The sequence below is a fragment of the Pseudomonas sp. WPR_5_2 genome, assembly GCF_003634475.1.
GTDB classification, from domain to species: domain Bacteria; phylum Pseudomonadota; class Gammaproteobacteria; order Pseudomonadales; family Pseudomonadaceae; genus Aquipseudomonas; species Aquipseudomonas izuensis.
This window is the reverse complement of record NZ_RBLA01000011.1, coordinates 136,018-151,635: the sequence shown is the minus strand read 5'-3', so window position 1 is coordinate 151,635 and position 15,618 is coordinate 136,018. Positions and strand designations below refer to the sequence as shown.

The window sequence follows — 15,618 nt, the reverse complement described above, 5'->3', positions numbered from 1 at the left end:
GACTTGAATAACGCCGCAGTCTGATGGCTGCGGCGCTCCCGTACTGGCGGCTTTCCAGTTTCTACCTCTTCTATTTCGCCTTGCTCGGTTCGACAGCGCCGTTTCTGGCGCTGTACTTCGATCACCTGGGGTTTTCCGCCGCGCGTATCGGTGAACTGGTGGCGATTCCGATGCTGATGCGTTGTGTGGCGCCGAACATCTGGGGCTGGCTCGGTGATTACACCGGCCGACGCCTGGCCATCGTGCGTTTTGGCGCCGTCTGCACGCTGCTGACCTTCTCGCTGATTTTCGTCAGCAAGACCTACGCCTGGCTGGCGATGGTCATGGCCCTGCACGCGTTCTTCTGGCATGCGGTGTTGCCGCAGTTCGAGGTCATCACCCTGGCGCATTTGCAGGGGCAGACCTCACGCTACAGCCAGATCCGCTTGTGGGGCTCCATCGGTTTCATCATCACCGTGGTCGCGCTCGGTCGCCTGTTCGAATGGCTGAGCCTGGATATTTATCCGGCGGCGCTGGTATTGATCATGGCCGGGATCGTCCTGAGCAGCCTGTGGGTGCCGAACGCCCAGCCGGTCCAGGGCGAACGATTGGCGGGTGAGGGCTTCCTCGGCCAGTTGCGCAGCCCCGGCGTGCTGGCGTTTTACGCCTGCGTGGCATTGATGCAGATGAGCCACGGGCCCTATTACACCTTCCTGACCCTGCACCTTGAACGGTTGGGCTACAGCCGTGGGGTGATCGGCATGCTCTGGGCTGTCGGCGTGGTCGCCGAGGTGTTGATGTTCATGGCCATGAGCAAGATCCTTGCGCGCTTTTCGGTGCGTCGGGTGCTGCTGGCGAGTTTCCTGCTGGCGGCGTTGCGTTGGTTGCTTCTTGGTTCGCTGGCGGAATTTCTCTGGGTGCTGTTGTTTGCCCAGGTGCTGCACGCGGCGACGTTCGGCAGCTTTCACGCCGCTGCCATTTCCTTCGTGCAACGTAGCTTCGGCGCGCGCCAGCAAGGGCAGGGCCAGGCGTTGTACGCCGCACTGGCCGGGACTGGCGGTGCACTGGGCGCGTTGTATTCCGGCTACAGCTGGAATGCCCTCGGCGCGGCATGGACCTTTAGTATTGCCAGTCTCGCAGCCGTCGCGGCTGCCGTTATCATTGCCACACGCATGCAAGAGGACAGGCCATGAGCCTTACCCGTGAACACCTCGCCCAGGAAATCATCGACGCCGGGCGTTTTCTGTATGGCCGCGGCTGGTCGCCGGCCACCAGCAGCAATTATTCGACCCGACTGTCTCCGACCGAAGCCTTATTGACGGTGTCGGGCAAACACAAGGGGCAGTTGGGCCTTGACGATGTACTTGCCACCGACCTCGCCGGCAACAGCCTGGAACCTGGCAAGAAACCGTCCGCCGAAACCCTGCTGCACACGCAGCTCTATAGCTGGCGCCCGGAAATCGGCGCGGTGCTGCACACCCATTCGGTGAACGCCACGGTGCTGTCGCGCCTGACGCCGCAAGACTTCATCGAGTTCGAAGACTACGAACTGCAAAAAGCCTTCAGCGGCGTGACGACTCACGAGTCCCGGGTGCGGGTGCCGATTTTCGATAACGATCAGGACATTGCGCGGCTGGCCGCCAAGGTGCAGCCTTGGCTGGACGCCCATCCCGATTGCGTCGGTTACCTGATTCGCGGCCATGGCCTCTACACCTGGGGCGCGCGGATGAGCGATGCGCTACGGCAGATCGAAGCCTTTGAATTTTTGTTCGAGTGCGAGTTGAAAACCCGCTCGCTCTTTAACCGTTAAGGAGTTGCCCTGATGAGCAGCCTGTCCGTTTATCACATCTCCAGCCCTGAAGTTCCCAACAAGGTGCTGACCCATTTCGAAGACATCGCCTCGACCCTGGCCGAACAGGGCGTGCGCTTCGACCGCTGGCAAGCCGCCGCGAAAATCCAGCCCGGCGCAAGCCAGGACGAAGTGATCGCTGCCTACCAGGTGCAAATCGACAAGCTGATGACCGAGCACGGCTACATCACGGTCGATGTGGTCAGCTTGAACAGCGATCACCCGCAAAAAGCCGAATTGCGCGCCAAGTTCCTCGAAGAACACCGCCATGGCGAAGACGAAGTACGCTTTTTCGTCGCTGGACGTGGCTTGTTCACCCTGCACATCGACGATTACGTCTATGCCGTGCTCTGCGAGAAAAACGACCTGATTTCGGTGCCGGCCGGTACTAAACATTGGTTCGACATGGGCGAGCACCCGCATTTCGTGGCGATTCGCCTGTTCAACAACCCGGAAGGCTGGGTGGCCAATTTCACCGGTGAAGACATCGCCAGCCAATTCCCGCGTCTTGAGGACTGAATCGATGCCGATCAAAGCGATTCTCACCGACATCGAAGGCACCACCAGCGCGGTGAGTTTTGTGTTCGACGTGCTGTTTCCCTATGCAGCGAAACATCTGCCAGCGTTCGTGAGCCAAAACGCCACGCGCTTCGATGTGGCCGAGCAATTGGACGCCGTGCGCCGGGACAGCCACGAGCCGAACGCCGACGTCGAGCGAGTCATCGAAATCCTGCTGGGCTGGATTGCTGAAGACCGCAAGGCCACGCCGCTCAAGGCGTTGCAGGGGATGGTCTGGGAGCAAGGTTATCAGGCGGGACAACTCAAGGGCCATGTGTACCCGGACGCCGTTGAAGCACTGCAACGCTGGCACCAGGCCGGCTATCAACTGTTCGTTTATTCCTCAGGCTCGATCCAGGCCCAGCGCCTGATCTTCGGTTGCTCGGAAGCGGGGGACCTGACGCCGCTGTTCAGCGGCTACTTCGACACCACCTCCGGGCCCAAGCGCGAAGCGCAGTCCTACGCCAACATCACCCGGGCGATCGAGATCGAGGCGTCGCAGATACTGTTCCTGTCGGACATCGTCGAAGAATTGGACGCTGCGCGCGCAGCGGGGATGGTCACGTGTGGATTGGCCCGTGAGGGTGGGGAATTGGCGTGGCATGTCACCGTCGACAGCTTCGCCCTCATAAACCCCGCCACCTTCTAAACACATCTACCTCTGTGGGTCTTTGTGGGATGGGCCCTTGTGGGAGCAAGCATTGCTCCCACAAGCATGCTCCTGCAAGGGCGTGTTTATGCTGAGTGATAAGTCGGCAACGCAAACCGCTGTTGGCTTTGCAGCATGGAAATTTGCGGCAGCTCGCTGGCCTGTTCGGCAAGGTCGCGACGGATCGCGCTGATGACCCACGACAATTGATCGCCATTGTGCAATTGCTGATAGGAAATCGAGCGTTTGAAGACTTTGCCTTCGGCGCTCAGCGTCAACAGAATCCCGCCGTCAGGCCGTGCCTGGGTGGTGACTTCGAAGTTGGAGAACAAGGATGAAAACTTTTCCTGGATCAGGCTCATGTCTATCAGCTCCGTGATTACTTGATGGCAAGCGTGCACAGAGCGTTGCAGTGATTGTGCCAGTATCTTGTTTCTAGAAAAGTGCTTTAAAAACAGGTGGTTAGGATTTTTGTGAATTCTCGGTTTCGTGCAATTTGCAAGAATGGCCATCGTGCATCCTGCATTTTGCGTGGTCGTCGGCGATTCGATGGAACCATTTTGTGTGCCAGCGCTCTCGATTTCCAACACCCTGTGGCGGATACAAAACATTTCAAAAACCGCATGTACAGCTCAAGAACCGTTGACGTATTTTCGGGCATCAAACAGCGCCGCCCGACAATAAGAAGATCGAACGGGAGCAACCATGAGCCGCACCTCGAGCGACACGATTACCTGGAGCATGATGCTCCGCAAGCTGCCTTCCATTGCCAAAGCCCTGCCACGGGTGGTCAAGGGCATGAAGGTCGCCAACGTCAAGGACCCGACCCAACCGTGTGGCCTGGGCTGGAGTTTCGAACAAGCTACCTTGCGCAATCCTGATGGCCCGGCCTTGCTGTACGGCGAGGTGTCATTGAGTTATGCACAGGTCAACCGGTGGGCCAATCGCATCGCCCATCACCTGATCGAACAGGGTATCGGCAAGGGCGATGTGGTCGCAGTGTTCATCGAGAACCGCCCGGAACTGTTGGTGACGATATTGGCGGTGACCAAGGTCGGCGCGATCAGTGCCTTGCTCAATACCTCGCAGACCGGCGATACCCTGGTCCATAGCGTGAATCTGGTGGCACCGGTAGCGATTGTGGTCGGCGAAGAGCTGGTCCCGACGTTTCTGGCGGTGCGTGAGCGGGTATCGATCGAAGCAGCGCGTACCTGGTTTGTCGCTGATCAGAACACCTACAACCATCCCGGTATTGCCCCCGAAGGCTTCATCAACCTGATGACCGCCAGCGTCGACGCCGACAGCGACAACCCCGCCACCAGCCAGCAGGTTTACTTCGACGACCCGTGTTTCTATATCTACACCTCGGGCACCACCGGGTTGCCCAAGGCCGGGGTGTTCAAACACGGTCGCTGGATGCGCAGCTTCGTCAGCTTCGGGAGGGTCGCGCTGGATATGCGCCCCGCGGACGTCGTCTATTGCACCTTGCCGCTGTACCACGCCACCGGCCTTTGCGTGTGTTGGGGCTCGGCCATCAGCGGTGACTCAGGGTTTGCCATCCGCCGCAGATTCAGTGCCAGCCAGTTCTGGAGCGATGTGCGCAAGTATCGCGCGACCACTATCGGTTATGTGGGCGAATTGTGTCGTTATCTGGTCGATCAACCGCCCAGTGCCGACGACAGCAGGCACGGCGTGATCAAGATGATCGGCAACGGCCTGCGGCCCGACGCGTGGCGCGAATTCAAGACGCGTTTTGGCGTGAGCCACATCTGCGAACTCTATGCGGCCAGCGACGGCAATATCGGTTTCACCAACATTCTGAATTTTGATAACACCGTCGGTTTTTCCCTGATGTCCTGGGCGTTGGCGGCTTACGACCATGACAGTGGCGCGCCGACCCGTGCCGCCAATGGCTTCATGCGCAAGGTCGGCAAAGGCGAACAGGGGTTGTTGCTGGCGAAAATCGACGACAAGGCGCCGCTGGATGGCTACACCGATCCGCAGAAAACCGAGAAGGTCGTGCTTCACGACGTGTTCGTGAAGGGCGACCGTTACTTCAACACTGGTGACCTGTTGCGCCATATCGGTTTCGGCCATGCGCAGTTTGTCGATCGTCTGGGCGACACCTATCGCTGGAAGGGTGAAAACGTCTCGACCACCGAGGTCGAGAACATCCTCCTGAAACATCCGCATGTTTCCGAGGCCGTGGCCTATGGCGTGGAAATCCACAACACCAACGGCCGGGCCGGAATGGCGGCGATCACGCCCGCCGAATCCCTGGCGACCCTGGACTTCAGTGAATTGCTGGCGTTTGCCCGGCAGCAAATGCCGGCCTATGCGGTGCCGTTGTTTCTGCGGGTGAAAGTGAAAATGGAAACCACCGCCACCTTCAAATACCAGAAGACCCGGCTCAAGGATGAAGCTTTCGACCCCAGTCGAACGGGCGATGACCCGATCTATGCGTGGTTGCCCGGAACCGACACTTACGTGCAGGTCACCCAGCAGATGCTGAGCGACATTCAGGGTGGCCTGTATCGTTATTGAATGTGGCTATAGCTGCGCATCAGAAAAAAGAAGTGACAGTGTCGGGACTGCTCGGGAAACTGTCGGCTTTGCGAATAACTGAATGTGGAGTGCTCAATGTCAGACAAAAGCCGCCAGATGACCCCCGAAGAAGCTGCCGAGTTTGCCGAACAGGTATTCAACAAGGCGCGGGAGGGCGATGCGGCCATGATGGCTGCTCTGCTGACCAAAGGGTTGCCGCCGAACTTGCGCAATCATAAGGGCGATACCTTGCTGATGCTGGCCGCGTACCACGGACATGTGGACACGGTGAAAGTCCTGCTCGAACACAAGGCCGATCCGGAAATCCGCAACGATAACGGCCAGAGTCCGATCGCGGGGGCTGCTTTCAAAGGCGACCTGGCGGTAGTCACGGCGTTGGTTGAAGGGGGCGCGCAGGTTGAGGGTTCGTCCTTCGATGGCCGTACCGCGCTGATGATGGCGGCGATGTTCAACCGTGTCGCCATCGTTGACTACCTGATCAGCAAAGGCGCCGACCCGAAAGCCAAGGACGCCAATGGCATTACGGCGCTGGATGCGGCCAAGACCATGGGCGCCACCGATACCGTTGCGCAGTTGGAGAAACTGCTGGGCTAACCCCCAAACCTGTGGGAGCAAAGCTTGCTCGCGATGACATCATCACATTCACCATCGATGTGACAGATACACCGCCATTGCGGGCAAGCCTTGCTCCCACAAGAGCAATTGCGCGGCGCAATGGGGTATCCTTCGCGCCCTCAACATTCCCTCGCTACAGGATCCGCCCCATGAAAGCCGCACTCGTCGAACTCATCAGCAAAATCAGCTCCGGGTGCATGGGCGAAGACGAAATCCTCAAGGTCGCTGACGAAGCGGCCCAGGCCTACGCGGACCCACAGGGCTTTCTGGCAGCCAATCCGGACATCAACTACGACGATACCTTCCCGATCCCGCTGGGCGAGTGGGTTGTCGTCGGCAGCCTCCCTGAGACGGTGTTGTTCCAGGCTGACACTTACATGGACCTGTTCGCCCAAATCGTTGCCTCGTTCGGCCCGGGCGTCGAGTTCAACCTCAAGTCCAAGCAACTGGCCAAGACCGAGGCGTTGACCGCACTCAATCGCATTCAGGTGCAAATGAGCAGCCTGAACAAGGAAAACGGCGGCTATGTGCTGATGAACTTCAGCCAATTGCTCGACGACGAACTGCAAATGGTTCTGGTCTTCGGCAACGACGTACCACGGGTACTCGAGTTGTGCGCAGAGGTCGGCATCGCCGCCGCGCCCGCCCTGGAAGCCTTGAAAGTGGCCATCCACGTCTGAGGCGGCAAAGCTGTCAATAAAACGGAACCCTCGCCACGGCCGGCTATCCTAAGGGGCATACCACTCTTCGGGAGCGTCACCATGGGTTCCACCTTCAACAGCCTGGTCGGCCTGATCATTCTTGCCCTGGACATCTGGGCCATCATCAATGTGCTGAAAAGCGGCGCGGAAACCGGGATGAAAATCCTCTGGGTGCTGTTGATTGTGCTGCTGCCGGTTCTGGGCCTGATCATCTGGGCCATCGCCGGGCCACGGGGCAATGTCAGGATCTGATTGCGCCTTCGTCTACAACGCATTTCCCTGTGGGAGCGAGCCTGCTCGCGAAAGCGGTATGTCAGCCACATCCTTGTTGAATGTGCCACCGCCTTCGCGAGCAGGCTCGCTCCCACATTGTTCTGTGTGTACTCGGTCATGAAGGTTCGACCTGTCATCTTCCGCAACGTAGAATGCGCGCCTTTCCCGGGCAATCGAGGTGATCGATTGGCCATCATGGGCGGGTAACCGTCCGTTGCCACCCGCATTCATCGGAGCACTTCCCATGAGCACCACCCCAACCAGCGACTACCTGGAAACCCTCTACGAAGGCTACGGCCAGCGTTTTCGCATGGACAAACTGCTGCACGAAGTGCGCACCGAGCACCAGCACCTGGTCATTTTCGAAAACCCGCGCATGGGCCGGGTCATGGCACTGGACGGCGTGATCCAGACCACCGAAGCCGACGAGTTCATCTACCACGAAATGCTCACCCATGTGCCGATCCTCGCGCATGGCACCGCCAAGCGCGTATTGATCATCGGCGGTGGCGACGGCGGCATGCTGCGTGAAGTGGCCAAGCACCGCAGTGTCGAACATATCACCATGGTCGAGATCGATGGCACCGTGGTCGACATGTGCAAGGCGTTTCTGCCGAACCACTCCAAAGGCGCCTATGACGACCCGCGTCTGAACCTGGTGATCGACGACGGCATGCGCTTCGTCGCTACCACCACCGAAAAATTCGACGTGATCATTTCCGACTCCACCGACCCGATCGGGCCGGGCGAAGTACTGTTCTCGGAAAACTTCTACCAGGCCTGCCATCGTTGCCTGAACGAAGGCGGCATCCTGGTGACCCAGAACGGCACGCCGTTCATGCAAATCGAAGAAGTCAAAACCACTGCCGGTCGCCTGCGCAGCTTGTTCCCGGACTGGCACTTCTACCAGGCCGCGGTGCCGACCTACATCGGCGGCTCGATGACCTTCGCCTGGGGCTCGACCAATACCGCTTATCGCAAGTTGACACGTGAAGCCCTGCAACAGCGCTTCGCTGGGAGCGGCATCGTCACGCGCTACTACAATCCAGAGATACACATCGGCGCGTTTGCCTTGCCACAGTACGTACTGCAGGCGGTGGGCAAGCCAAGCAACGACTGAATGTATGCATGACCCTTGTAGGAGCTGGCTCGCCAGCGAAAACGGCGGCACAACACCCGTGTTGACTGACGATCCGCTTTCGCTGGCAAGCCAGCTCCTGCAGGTTTTGTATGTTTTTTTATGCCAACGCACGGCAACCGATTGGAACGATCAATTCGAGCTAAAGTCGAGATAGGTGTAAGCCCATTTACGGGTTTTGATTGAGGAGGCTCCGATGTCAAAGTGGAAAGTCACCTTCGTGGATGATCACGGTGAAACGATCAACGAAGTCTTCGAGTGCGAGGAATGCCCAAGTCATGAGCAGGCCGCCAAACTCATCAAGGAACGGCTCCTTCCTGTCGCCGCCAAGCTGGATCTGAACGATCTGGAAGGTCGAACCACTGACGCGAGCGTCAAAAACCTCAAGACCCAGAACAGCATTCAAATCCTCGGCATCACGCCAATCTGAACAACTCCTGTCACATTCTCAACCAGGCCTTGGCAGCGCCTCTGTCCTGAGGCTACTCTGCAATCGAGATCAGCGAACGGATCGCTAAGGTCTGGTCTTGTCAGCTACATGCTTGTTTCCCGCCGGCACATCGATTGCCGAAACGCGCGCGGCCATGGTTGCGTGCGCAGGGAGTACGGAAAGTCTATCCATCGGTTTGAGGAGGACGTTTCATGAGCACAGCCTATCAAGAAGACATCAGCAGCAGCGTGCTGCGCCGCATGAAAGAAGGCGGTTTCGACTTTTCACGGTTCCATCCCATCGAGTTCTACGCCATTTTCCCGGACGAGGAGCGGGCACGCAGGGCGGCAGGTCATTTTCATCGAGGAGAATCCCTGAATGCGCAGATCAGTGTGCGTGACGACGGCGCATGGGCGCTGGAACTCAGCAAGGTGATGTACGCCACTTACGACGATATCGGCGATTTCGAGCAGGGTTTCGAAGCGGTGGTCGAGCCGTTGGGCGGCATCATTGAAGGCTGGGGAGTCAAGCAGGAGGTACGAGGGCGACTCGCATAACCCTATGAACAGTGACAAGTATCAGTAGCGGCTGACCTTCGGGTTGGCCGTTTTCGTTTGTGCAGATGTGAAATTAAACACGGCCCCCGTAGGAGCTGGCTTGCCAGCGAAGGCTCCCCTGAGTGCAACGCATGACTTAATGGTCACTTCGCCAGCAAGCCGGCTCCTACGGACTATGCTGGTGACAGGCGTCTATTACGCCTTGCAATGAAGCGGGGGGCGATCAGGTTGGGCATTTGCCGCACAGGATTGGTGCGGTGTCTGCGTATTGATTATCCAACCGATTGATATCAAAGCGTTTATGCCGATGGCACGGGCCTTGCGATGGCCTGGATGTCCGGGTGACAAGGAGTACGGCATGATCCGCACCTATTTTGATGAGATGTACGATGCCGGCGGCCAGGTCCGCCCGCATTATCGGGAGTTTGCCCGTTGGCTGGCCGAGACGCCTGACGAGCTTCTGGCACAACGGCGACGCGAGGCCGATCTGTTATTTCATCGCGCCGGGATTACATTCACGCTCTACGGTGATGAGCAGGGGACAGAGCGCCTGATTCCCTTCGATACCATTCCGCGCAGCATTCCTGCCAGCGAATGGCGGGTGGTCGAGCGCGGCTGCATCCAGCGGGTCAAGGCGTTGAACATGTTTCTCGCCGACCTCTACCACGAGCAACGGATCATCAAGGCCGGCATCATTCCGGCCGAGCAGGTGCTGGCCAACGAGCAGTACCAGTTGGCGATGCAAGGGCTGGACCTGCACCGTGACATCTACTCGCACATCTCCGGCGTCGATCTGGTGCGCGACGGCGACGGCACCTACTACGTGCTCGAAGACAACCTGCGCACACCCAGCGGCGTCAGCTACATGCTCGAAGACCGCAAAATGATGATGCGTCTGTTCCCCGAGCTGTTCGCGGCGCAACGCATCGCGCCCATCGATCATTATCCGAACCTGCTGCTCGATACCCTGAAAAGCTCAAGTCCCATCGACAACCCGAGCGTGGTGGTGCTGACGCCGGGACGGTTCAACAGTGCGTTCTTCGAACACGCTTTTCTGGCGCGGGAGATGGGCGTGGAGCTGGTGGAAGGCGCGGACCTGTTTGTGCGTGACGACAAGGTCTACATGCGCACCACCGACGGGCCAAAAGCCGTCGACGTGATCTACCGCCGCCTTGACGATGCATTCCTCGACCCGCTGGCGTTCAACCCGGAGTCGATGCTCGGCGTGCCGGGCCTGCTGTCGTCCTACCGCTCCGGCAATGTGGTGCTGGCCAATGCCATCGGCACGGGAGTGGCGGACGACAAGTCGGTGTACCCGTTCGTCACGGACATGATCCGTTTCTATCTGGACGAAGAACCCATCCTGAAAAACGTGCCGACCTGGCAGTGTCGTAATCCCTCCGAGCTTTCCCACGTACTGGCCAATCTGCCGGAGCTGGTGGTCAAGGAAACCCAGGGCTCCGGCGGTTACGGAATGCTGGTGGGGCCAGCGGCAACCGCCGCGGAAATCGAAGCCTTCCGCGCGCGGATCATCGCCAAGCCCCATGCCTACATCGCACAACCGACGTTGTCGCTGTCGACCTGTCCGACCTTTGTCGAAAACGGCATCGCGCCGCGCCATATCGACCTGCGTCCGTTTGTATTGTCCGGCCGTGAAACCCGGGTCGTGCCCGGCGGCCTGACCCGTGTCGCCCTGCGCGAAGGCTCCCTGGTGGTGAATTCCTCCCAGGGCGGTGGAACCAAGGACACCTGGGTGGTCGAGGATTGAAGGAAGCCTGTCATGTTAAGTAGAACTGCCTCGGATTTGTATTGGATGTCGCGTTACCTGGAGCGGGCGGAAAACCTCGCACGGATGCTCGACATCAGCTATTCGCTGTCACTGATGCCACAGGATGGCCGTGGCAACGGTCTGCATGAACTGGCCATGCCCCTGTTGATTACCGGTACCCTGGACGATTACCTCGAACGCCACGGCGAACTGCATGCCGAACGGCTGCTGCATTTTTTCGCCCTGGACGCGGCCAACCCGGCGAGCATCTACAGTTGCCTCGGCGCGGCGCGGGCCAGTGCCCATGCTGTGCGTGGGCGAATCACCGCCGACATGTGGGAAAACATCAACGCGACCTGGCTGGAAATTCGCGGGATTGCCGAGCAGGGCCTCAGTCGCTACGGCATGAGCCGCTTCTGCGAGTGGATCAAGGAGCGTTCCCACCTGTTTCGGGGCGCGTCCTACGGCACCATCATGCGTAACGATGCGTTCCGCTTCATTCGCCTGGGGACCTTCATCGAGCGCGCCGACAACACCCTGCGCCTGCTCGATGCCCGCTACGAAATGGCCGGTGATCAGGCTGAAGCGGTCAGTGATGGCACGGCCCACGCCTATTACCAGTGGAGTGCCTTGCTGCGGGCGCTGTCGTCATTCGAGGCCTACACCGAGATCTACCGTGACGCCCCCGGCGCCCGGCATGTGGCCGAGTTGCTGTTGCTGCGGGCGGATGTGCCGCGTTCGTTGCGCGCCTGTACCGAGGAAATCGACCAGATTCTCGCCCAGTTGCCGGGGGCCAATGGCCGTCCTGCACAACGCCTGGCGGCGGAAATGGACGCGCGACTGCGTTACACCGGCATCAGCGAAATTCTCGACGAAGGCCTGCACGCCTGGCTGACCGAGTTCATCCCGCTGGTGCGCCAGCTGGGCAACGCGATTCACAGTTCTTACCTGGAGGCTGCATGAGACTTTCCATTAGCCACGAGACCACCTATCACTACGAAGATCAGGTGCGGGCGAGCATCCAGTATTTGCGACTGACCCCCCACGACAGCGAGCGCCAACACGTGCTCAGCTGGCAGCTCGACCTGCCGCGCCCGGTGCGTGCGCAACTCGATCCATTCGGCAATATCCTGCATGTGCTGACCCTGGACGAGCCCCACGAGGCGATCATCATCGGTGCCCGCGGCCAGGTCGACATCGACGAGCTGCGCGAAGCCGAGCACGAGAGCCAGTCGGCGTTGCCGTTCCTGCGGTTCACCCGCCTGACTGAAGCGGATGCGGCGTTGCGTGCGTTCGCGCAGCAGGAGTGCAAGCAGCGGCGGGACCGCACCGCGCTGATCGACCTGATGCATGGCTTGAACCAGCACATGACCTACACGCCGGGCGCCACCGAAGTGGACACCAGCGCCGCCAAGGCTTTCGCCGGGCGTTCGGGGGTGTGCCAGGACCACACCCATGCCTTCCTCGCCTGTGCCCGCAGCCTGGGTATCCCGGCGAGGTACGTGTCCGGTTATCTGTACAGTGAAAACAGCGAACACCTGGCCAGCCACGCCTGGGCCGAAGCCTGGCTCGATGATGCCTGGTACAGCTTCGACGTGACCAACGAACTGGCCCGGCCCGAGCGCCACTTGAAACTGGCGGTGGGCCTGGACTACCTGGATGCCTGTCCGGTGCGCGGCATGCGTCGCGGTGGTGGCGCTGAGCAGATGCATGCCAAGGTGTTCGTCACGCCGACGCCTGCGCGGGTGATCTCCGTCCAGCAACAGTAAGGCGCTAATCCCTGTAGGAGCAAAGCTTGCTCGCGATGGCGGTGGTTCAGTTACAGAAATGTTGACTGACAAACCGCCATCGCGAGCAAGCTTTGCTCCTACAGGGCAGAAGGCAATCAGGGCTTCGCCTTACGCCCCACCATATGCTTCAAATACCCCACCAGCATCCCCAGATCCTCATCCGGCAGCACCTCGCTCGAGAACCCGGGCATTTTCGCCTGGGGCCACTGGCGCAAACCCTGTGGATCGCGGAGATAGCGCTTGAGGAAATCCGCGCCGAAGTACTCGGTCGGGTTGTACGGAATATTCAGGTCCGGCCCGAACTGCGAATCCCCGGCACCGTTCAATCGATGGCACGCCAGGCAGTTTTTCTGAAACAGCGCAAAACCCTTGTTGACCGGGTCGTCGGCCTTCAACGCAGGATCGGGCAGCAGGGCTGGAAAGCGCTCGGCCACCGGCGCCATGCTCTTGATGCTGGCGACTTCGAACGGCCATTGTTCCGGGCTGATGTTGCCCGCCCGCGGATCAGTCCAGACCAGGTAAAACGGCCCGGCGCTGTGCTTGCCTTCTGACAGGGGTGGCCACGGGTTCGCCGGGTCTTCGATCGCCAGCCAGGCCCGCGCGCCCTGGGCATTAAGCAGGGGTGCCGCTGACAATTCCGCGGCAAAACCATCGAGCGCGACAGCTTGCAAATGATCGTCGGGTTTGACCCCCGTCAACAACGCCGCCAACGGGACAGCGCGGTAGCTCATGTCCCGTTTGTAGGAAACGTCATTGGGGATGTTGATGGTCTGGACCAGCGGATGCTTGAGCAATTCCTCGGTCTGCCAGGTGCGACTGTCTGCGCCCAGCTCCAGATTGAGTTGTGCGGCGTACAGGGGCGTGCCGAGCAGCAAGGCCCCGAACAGAATGAGCGTTTTCAATTGATCGCCGTCCATGTCGTGGAAGTGCCACAAAGGTTGGCACAGCCACGCTGGCCCGGGTAGCGAGCCAGTCACATTTTTAACGTGGCGATGTAAAACTCTGGTGTCGTATTTTTTGAATACCGACTAGCCGATCACCTTGGTCAGGTTGGGCAAAATCAACAACAGCGTAGTAGCAAAGAGAATGAGACCTGCTTGACGGACTTTCGATTGTTTGAACATGGCTGACCGCCTTTTTTTTGTTATTTCCTGATGCCTGCCTGCATATATCCATGACGGCAGACGTTGCACTTCCTGTAGGACGAGCGCCTCGGCAAAACCCGACGACAACTTCGTATAACTTCACCTTAGAGCCCGCGTCACGCTTGTTTTAGATCCATTTAGTATGGTTGTCTCGGTATATGCTATTAAAAAGGCATGAGGCCTATTGCCAGCTTCTTGGGCGGCCTTTTGCTAGACACCTGCGTGTCAAGAAACGGTTTACCCGTTTGTTGACGACCGTCCGTCTGAGCGTGAGCGTCAATGCCGATGAGCGCTGCGGTCATTGAATACGGGGGGCCGCCGGCGAAGAGTGTGAGTTGTGTTTTTCATTCATTCGCACTGCGGTTCGAGGACGTCATGACCCAAGCTTTGATTTTCGATGCGCTACGTACGCCCCGTGGCAAAGGCAAGGCCGACGGCGCTTTACACAGCGTCAAGCCGGTGAACCTGGTGGCTGGATTGCTCAGGGCGCTGCAAGAGCGGACTGCCCTCGACACCCGTCAGGTCGATGACGTGGTGCTCGGTTGCGTCACCCCCATCGGCGATCAAGGCTCCGACATCGCCAAGACCGCGGTCCAGGTAGCGGACTGGGATGTCAGCGTGTCCGGGGTGCAGATCAATCGTTTTTGCGCGTCAGGGCTGGAGGCGGTGAACCTTGGGGCGATGAAAGTCCGCTCGGGTTTCGAAGACCTGGTGGTGGTCGGCGGCGTCGAGTCCATGTCGCGGGTCCCCATGGGCAGCGATGGCGGGGCCTGGGCCCTGGACCCGGAAACCAACCTGCACAGCCATTTCACCCCGCAGGGCGTCGGGGCCGACCTGATCGCCACGCTCGAAGGCTTCAGCCGTCACGACGTCGATGCCTACGCGTTGCATTCACAGCAGAAAGCCGCGCGGGCGCGCGCCGATGGATCGTTCAGCAAGTCGCTGGTGCCGGTGCAGGATCAGAACGGCATCATCCTGCTCGATCACGATGAGTTCATCCGGGCCGACTCGACCCTGGAAGGCCTGGGCAAGCTCAAGCCGAGTTTTGAAATGATCGGGCAAATGGGCTTCGACGCCACCGCGCTGCGGGTCTACAGCCAGGTAGAGCGGATCAACCACGTCCACACTCCCGGTAACAGTTCCGGAATCGTCGATGGTGCGGCGTTGATGCTGATCGGTTCCGAAGCCAAGGGCCGGGCACTGGGCTTGCAGCCACGGGCGCGGATCGTCGCCACGGCGGTGACCAGCACCGACCCGACCATCATGCTCACCGGCCCTGCACCGGCCACCCGCAAGGCGCTGGCCAAGGCCGGGCTGCGGGTTGAAGACATCGACCTGTTCGAGGTCAATGAGGCCTTTGCCTCGGTGGTGTTGAAGTTCATCAAGGACATGGCCGTCGACCCGGGCAAGGTCAACGTCAACGGCGGATCCATTGCCATGGGGCACCCGCTGGGCGCCACCGGTTGCGCGATTCTCGGCACCCTGCTCGATGAACTGGAAGCCCGGCGCCTGCGCTACGGCCTCGCGACCCTGTGTGTGGGTGGCGGCATGGGCATTGCCACCATCATCGAACGCCTCTGAGCCCCGAATCCAAGGAAACC

General features: G+C 59.7%; 17 protein-coding genes. 15 read left to right on the top strand and 2 right to left on the bottom strand.

Annotated features, from left to right (window positions below; genetic code table 11):
• The first annotated feature begins 23 nt into the window (after positions 1-23).
• The 4 genes from BJ917_RS30060 to mtnC are packed head-to-tail and all read left to right on the top strand — an operon-like array spanning position 24 to position 3,035.
• Complete coding sequence (locus BJ917_RS30060; RefSeq protein ID WP_121105915.1) at positions 24-1,172, top strand: MFS transporter; 1,149 nt, start codon at positions 24-26, stop codon at positions 1,170-1,172.
• A complete protein-coding gene (locus tag BJ917_RS30055) occupies positions 1,169-1,789 on the top strand; it encodes a methylthioribulose 1-phosphate dehydratase (RefSeq protein WP_121105913.1) in 621 nt (206 codons plus the stop codon). The genes BJ917_RS30060 and BJ917_RS30055 overlap by 4 nt, the downstream gene beginning before the upstream one ends.
• Before the next feature lie 12 nt (positions 1,790-1,801).
• Entirely contained in the window at positions 1,802-2,347 is a 546-nt protein-coding gene (locus tag BJ917_RS30050; protein WP_121105911.1) for an acireductone dioxygenase, read from the top strand.
• Positions 2,348-2,351: 4 nt separating this feature from the next.
• Positions 2,352-3,035, top strand: coding sequence for an acireductone synthase (mtnC, locus tag BJ917_RS30045; RefSeq protein WP_121105909.1), 684 nt, complete (start codon positions 2,352-2,354; stop codon positions 3,033-3,035).
• A gap of 86 nt (positions 3,036-3,121) precedes the next feature.
• On the opposite strand, the gene BJ917_RS30040 is transcribed toward mtnC, so the two are convergent.
• Positions 3,122-3,397, bottom strand: coding sequence for a DUF3509 domain-containing protein (locus BJ917_RS30040; protein ID WP_095196811.1), 276 nt, complete (start codon positions 3,395-3,397; stop codon positions 3,122-3,124).
• 343 nt (positions 3,398-3,740) lie between these two features.
• On the opposite strand from BJ917_RS30040, the gene BJ917_RS30035 reads away from it, so the two are divergent.
• The 10 genes from BJ917_RS30035 (at position 3,741) to BJ917_RS29985 (ending at position 12,851) form a co-directional block, all read left to right on the top strand.
• A complete protein-coding gene (locus tag BJ917_RS30035; protein WP_121105907.1) occupies positions 3,741-5,579 on the top strand; it encodes a long-chain-acyl-CoA synthetase in 1,839 nt (612 codons plus the stop codon).
• Positions 5,580-5,675: 96 nt separating this feature from the next.
• Complete coding sequence (locus BJ917_RS30030) at positions 5,676-6,194, top strand: ankyrin repeat domain-containing protein (RefSeq protein ID WP_095196809.1); 519 nt, start codon at positions 5,676-5,678, stop codon at positions 6,192-6,194.
• Between the two features lie 170 nt (positions 6,195-6,364).
• Positions 6,365-6,895: a hypothetical protein gene (locus BJ917_RS30025; protein WP_121105905.1), complete on the top strand. Its 531-nt coding sequence runs from the start codon at positions 6,365-6,367 to the stop codon at positions 6,893-6,895.
• 81 nt (positions 6,896-6,976) lie between these two features.
• Positions 6,977-7,168 (top strand): PLDc N-terminal domain-containing protein, encoded by a 192-nt coding sequence (locus BJ917_RS30020; RefSeq protein WP_077044645.1) that lies wholly within the window; start codon positions 6,977-6,979, stop codon positions 7,166-7,168.
• Between the two features lie 265 nt (positions 7,169-7,433).
• Positions 7,434-8,309 (top strand): polyamine aminopropyltransferase, encoded by an 876-nt coding sequence (gene speE, locus BJ917_RS30015; RefSeq protein WP_096509730.1) that lies wholly within the window; start codon positions 7,434-7,436, stop codon positions 8,307-8,309.
• 214 nt (positions 8,310-8,523) lie between these two features.
• Positions 8,524-8,757 carry a hypothetical protein gene (locus BJ917_RS30010; RefSeq protein WP_096509731.1) on the top strand — a complete coding sequence of 78 codons (234 nt, stop codon included), beginning with the start codon at positions 8,524-8,526 and terminating at the stop codon, positions 8,755-8,757.
• Between the two features lie 212 nt (positions 8,758-8,969).
• A complete protein-coding gene (locus tag BJ917_RS30005; RefSeq protein WP_053157306.1) occupies positions 8,970-9,314 on the top strand; it encodes a ribonuclease E inhibitor RraB in 345 nt (114 codons plus the stop codon).
• A 358-nt stretch (positions 9,315-9,672) separates the two neighbouring features.
• Positions 9,673-11,082 (top strand): circularly permuted type 2 ATP-grasp protein, encoded by a 1,410-nt coding sequence (locus BJ917_RS29995; RefSeq protein ID WP_096509732.1) that lies wholly within the window; start codon positions 9,673-9,675, stop codon positions 11,080-11,082.
• Between the two features lie 12 nt (positions 11,083-11,094).
• Positions 11,095-12,045, top strand: a complete 951-nt coding sequence (locus tag BJ917_RS29990; protein WP_008061804.1) for an alpha-E domain-containing protein — start codon at positions 11,095-11,097, stop codon at positions 12,043-12,045.
• Positions 12,042-12,851 (top strand): transglutaminase family protein, encoded by an 810-nt coding sequence (locus tag BJ917_RS29985; RefSeq protein ID WP_096509733.1) that lies wholly within the window; start codon positions 12,042-12,044, stop codon positions 12,849-12,851. Before BJ917_RS29990 ends, BJ917_RS29985 begins: the two co-directional genes overlap by 4 nt.
• A gap of 116 nt (positions 12,852-12,967) precedes the next feature.
• Here the strand turns inward: BJ917_RS29985 and BJ917_RS29980 are convergent, their stop codons facing one another.
• Complete coding sequence (locus BJ917_RS29980) at positions 12,968-13,789, bottom strand: cytochrome c (protein ID WP_121105903.1); 822 nt, start codon at positions 13,787-13,789, stop codon at positions 12,968-12,970.
• A gap of 603 nt (positions 13,790-14,392) precedes the next feature.
• Between BJ917_RS29980 and BJ917_RS29975 the strand changes: the two genes are divergently transcribed.
• Positions 14,393-15,598, top strand: a complete 1,206-nt coding sequence (locus BJ917_RS29975; protein ID WP_121105959.1) for an acetyl-CoA C-acetyltransferase — start codon at positions 14,393-14,395, stop codon at positions 15,596-15,598.
• Positions 15,599-15,618 lie beyond the last annotated feature (20 nt).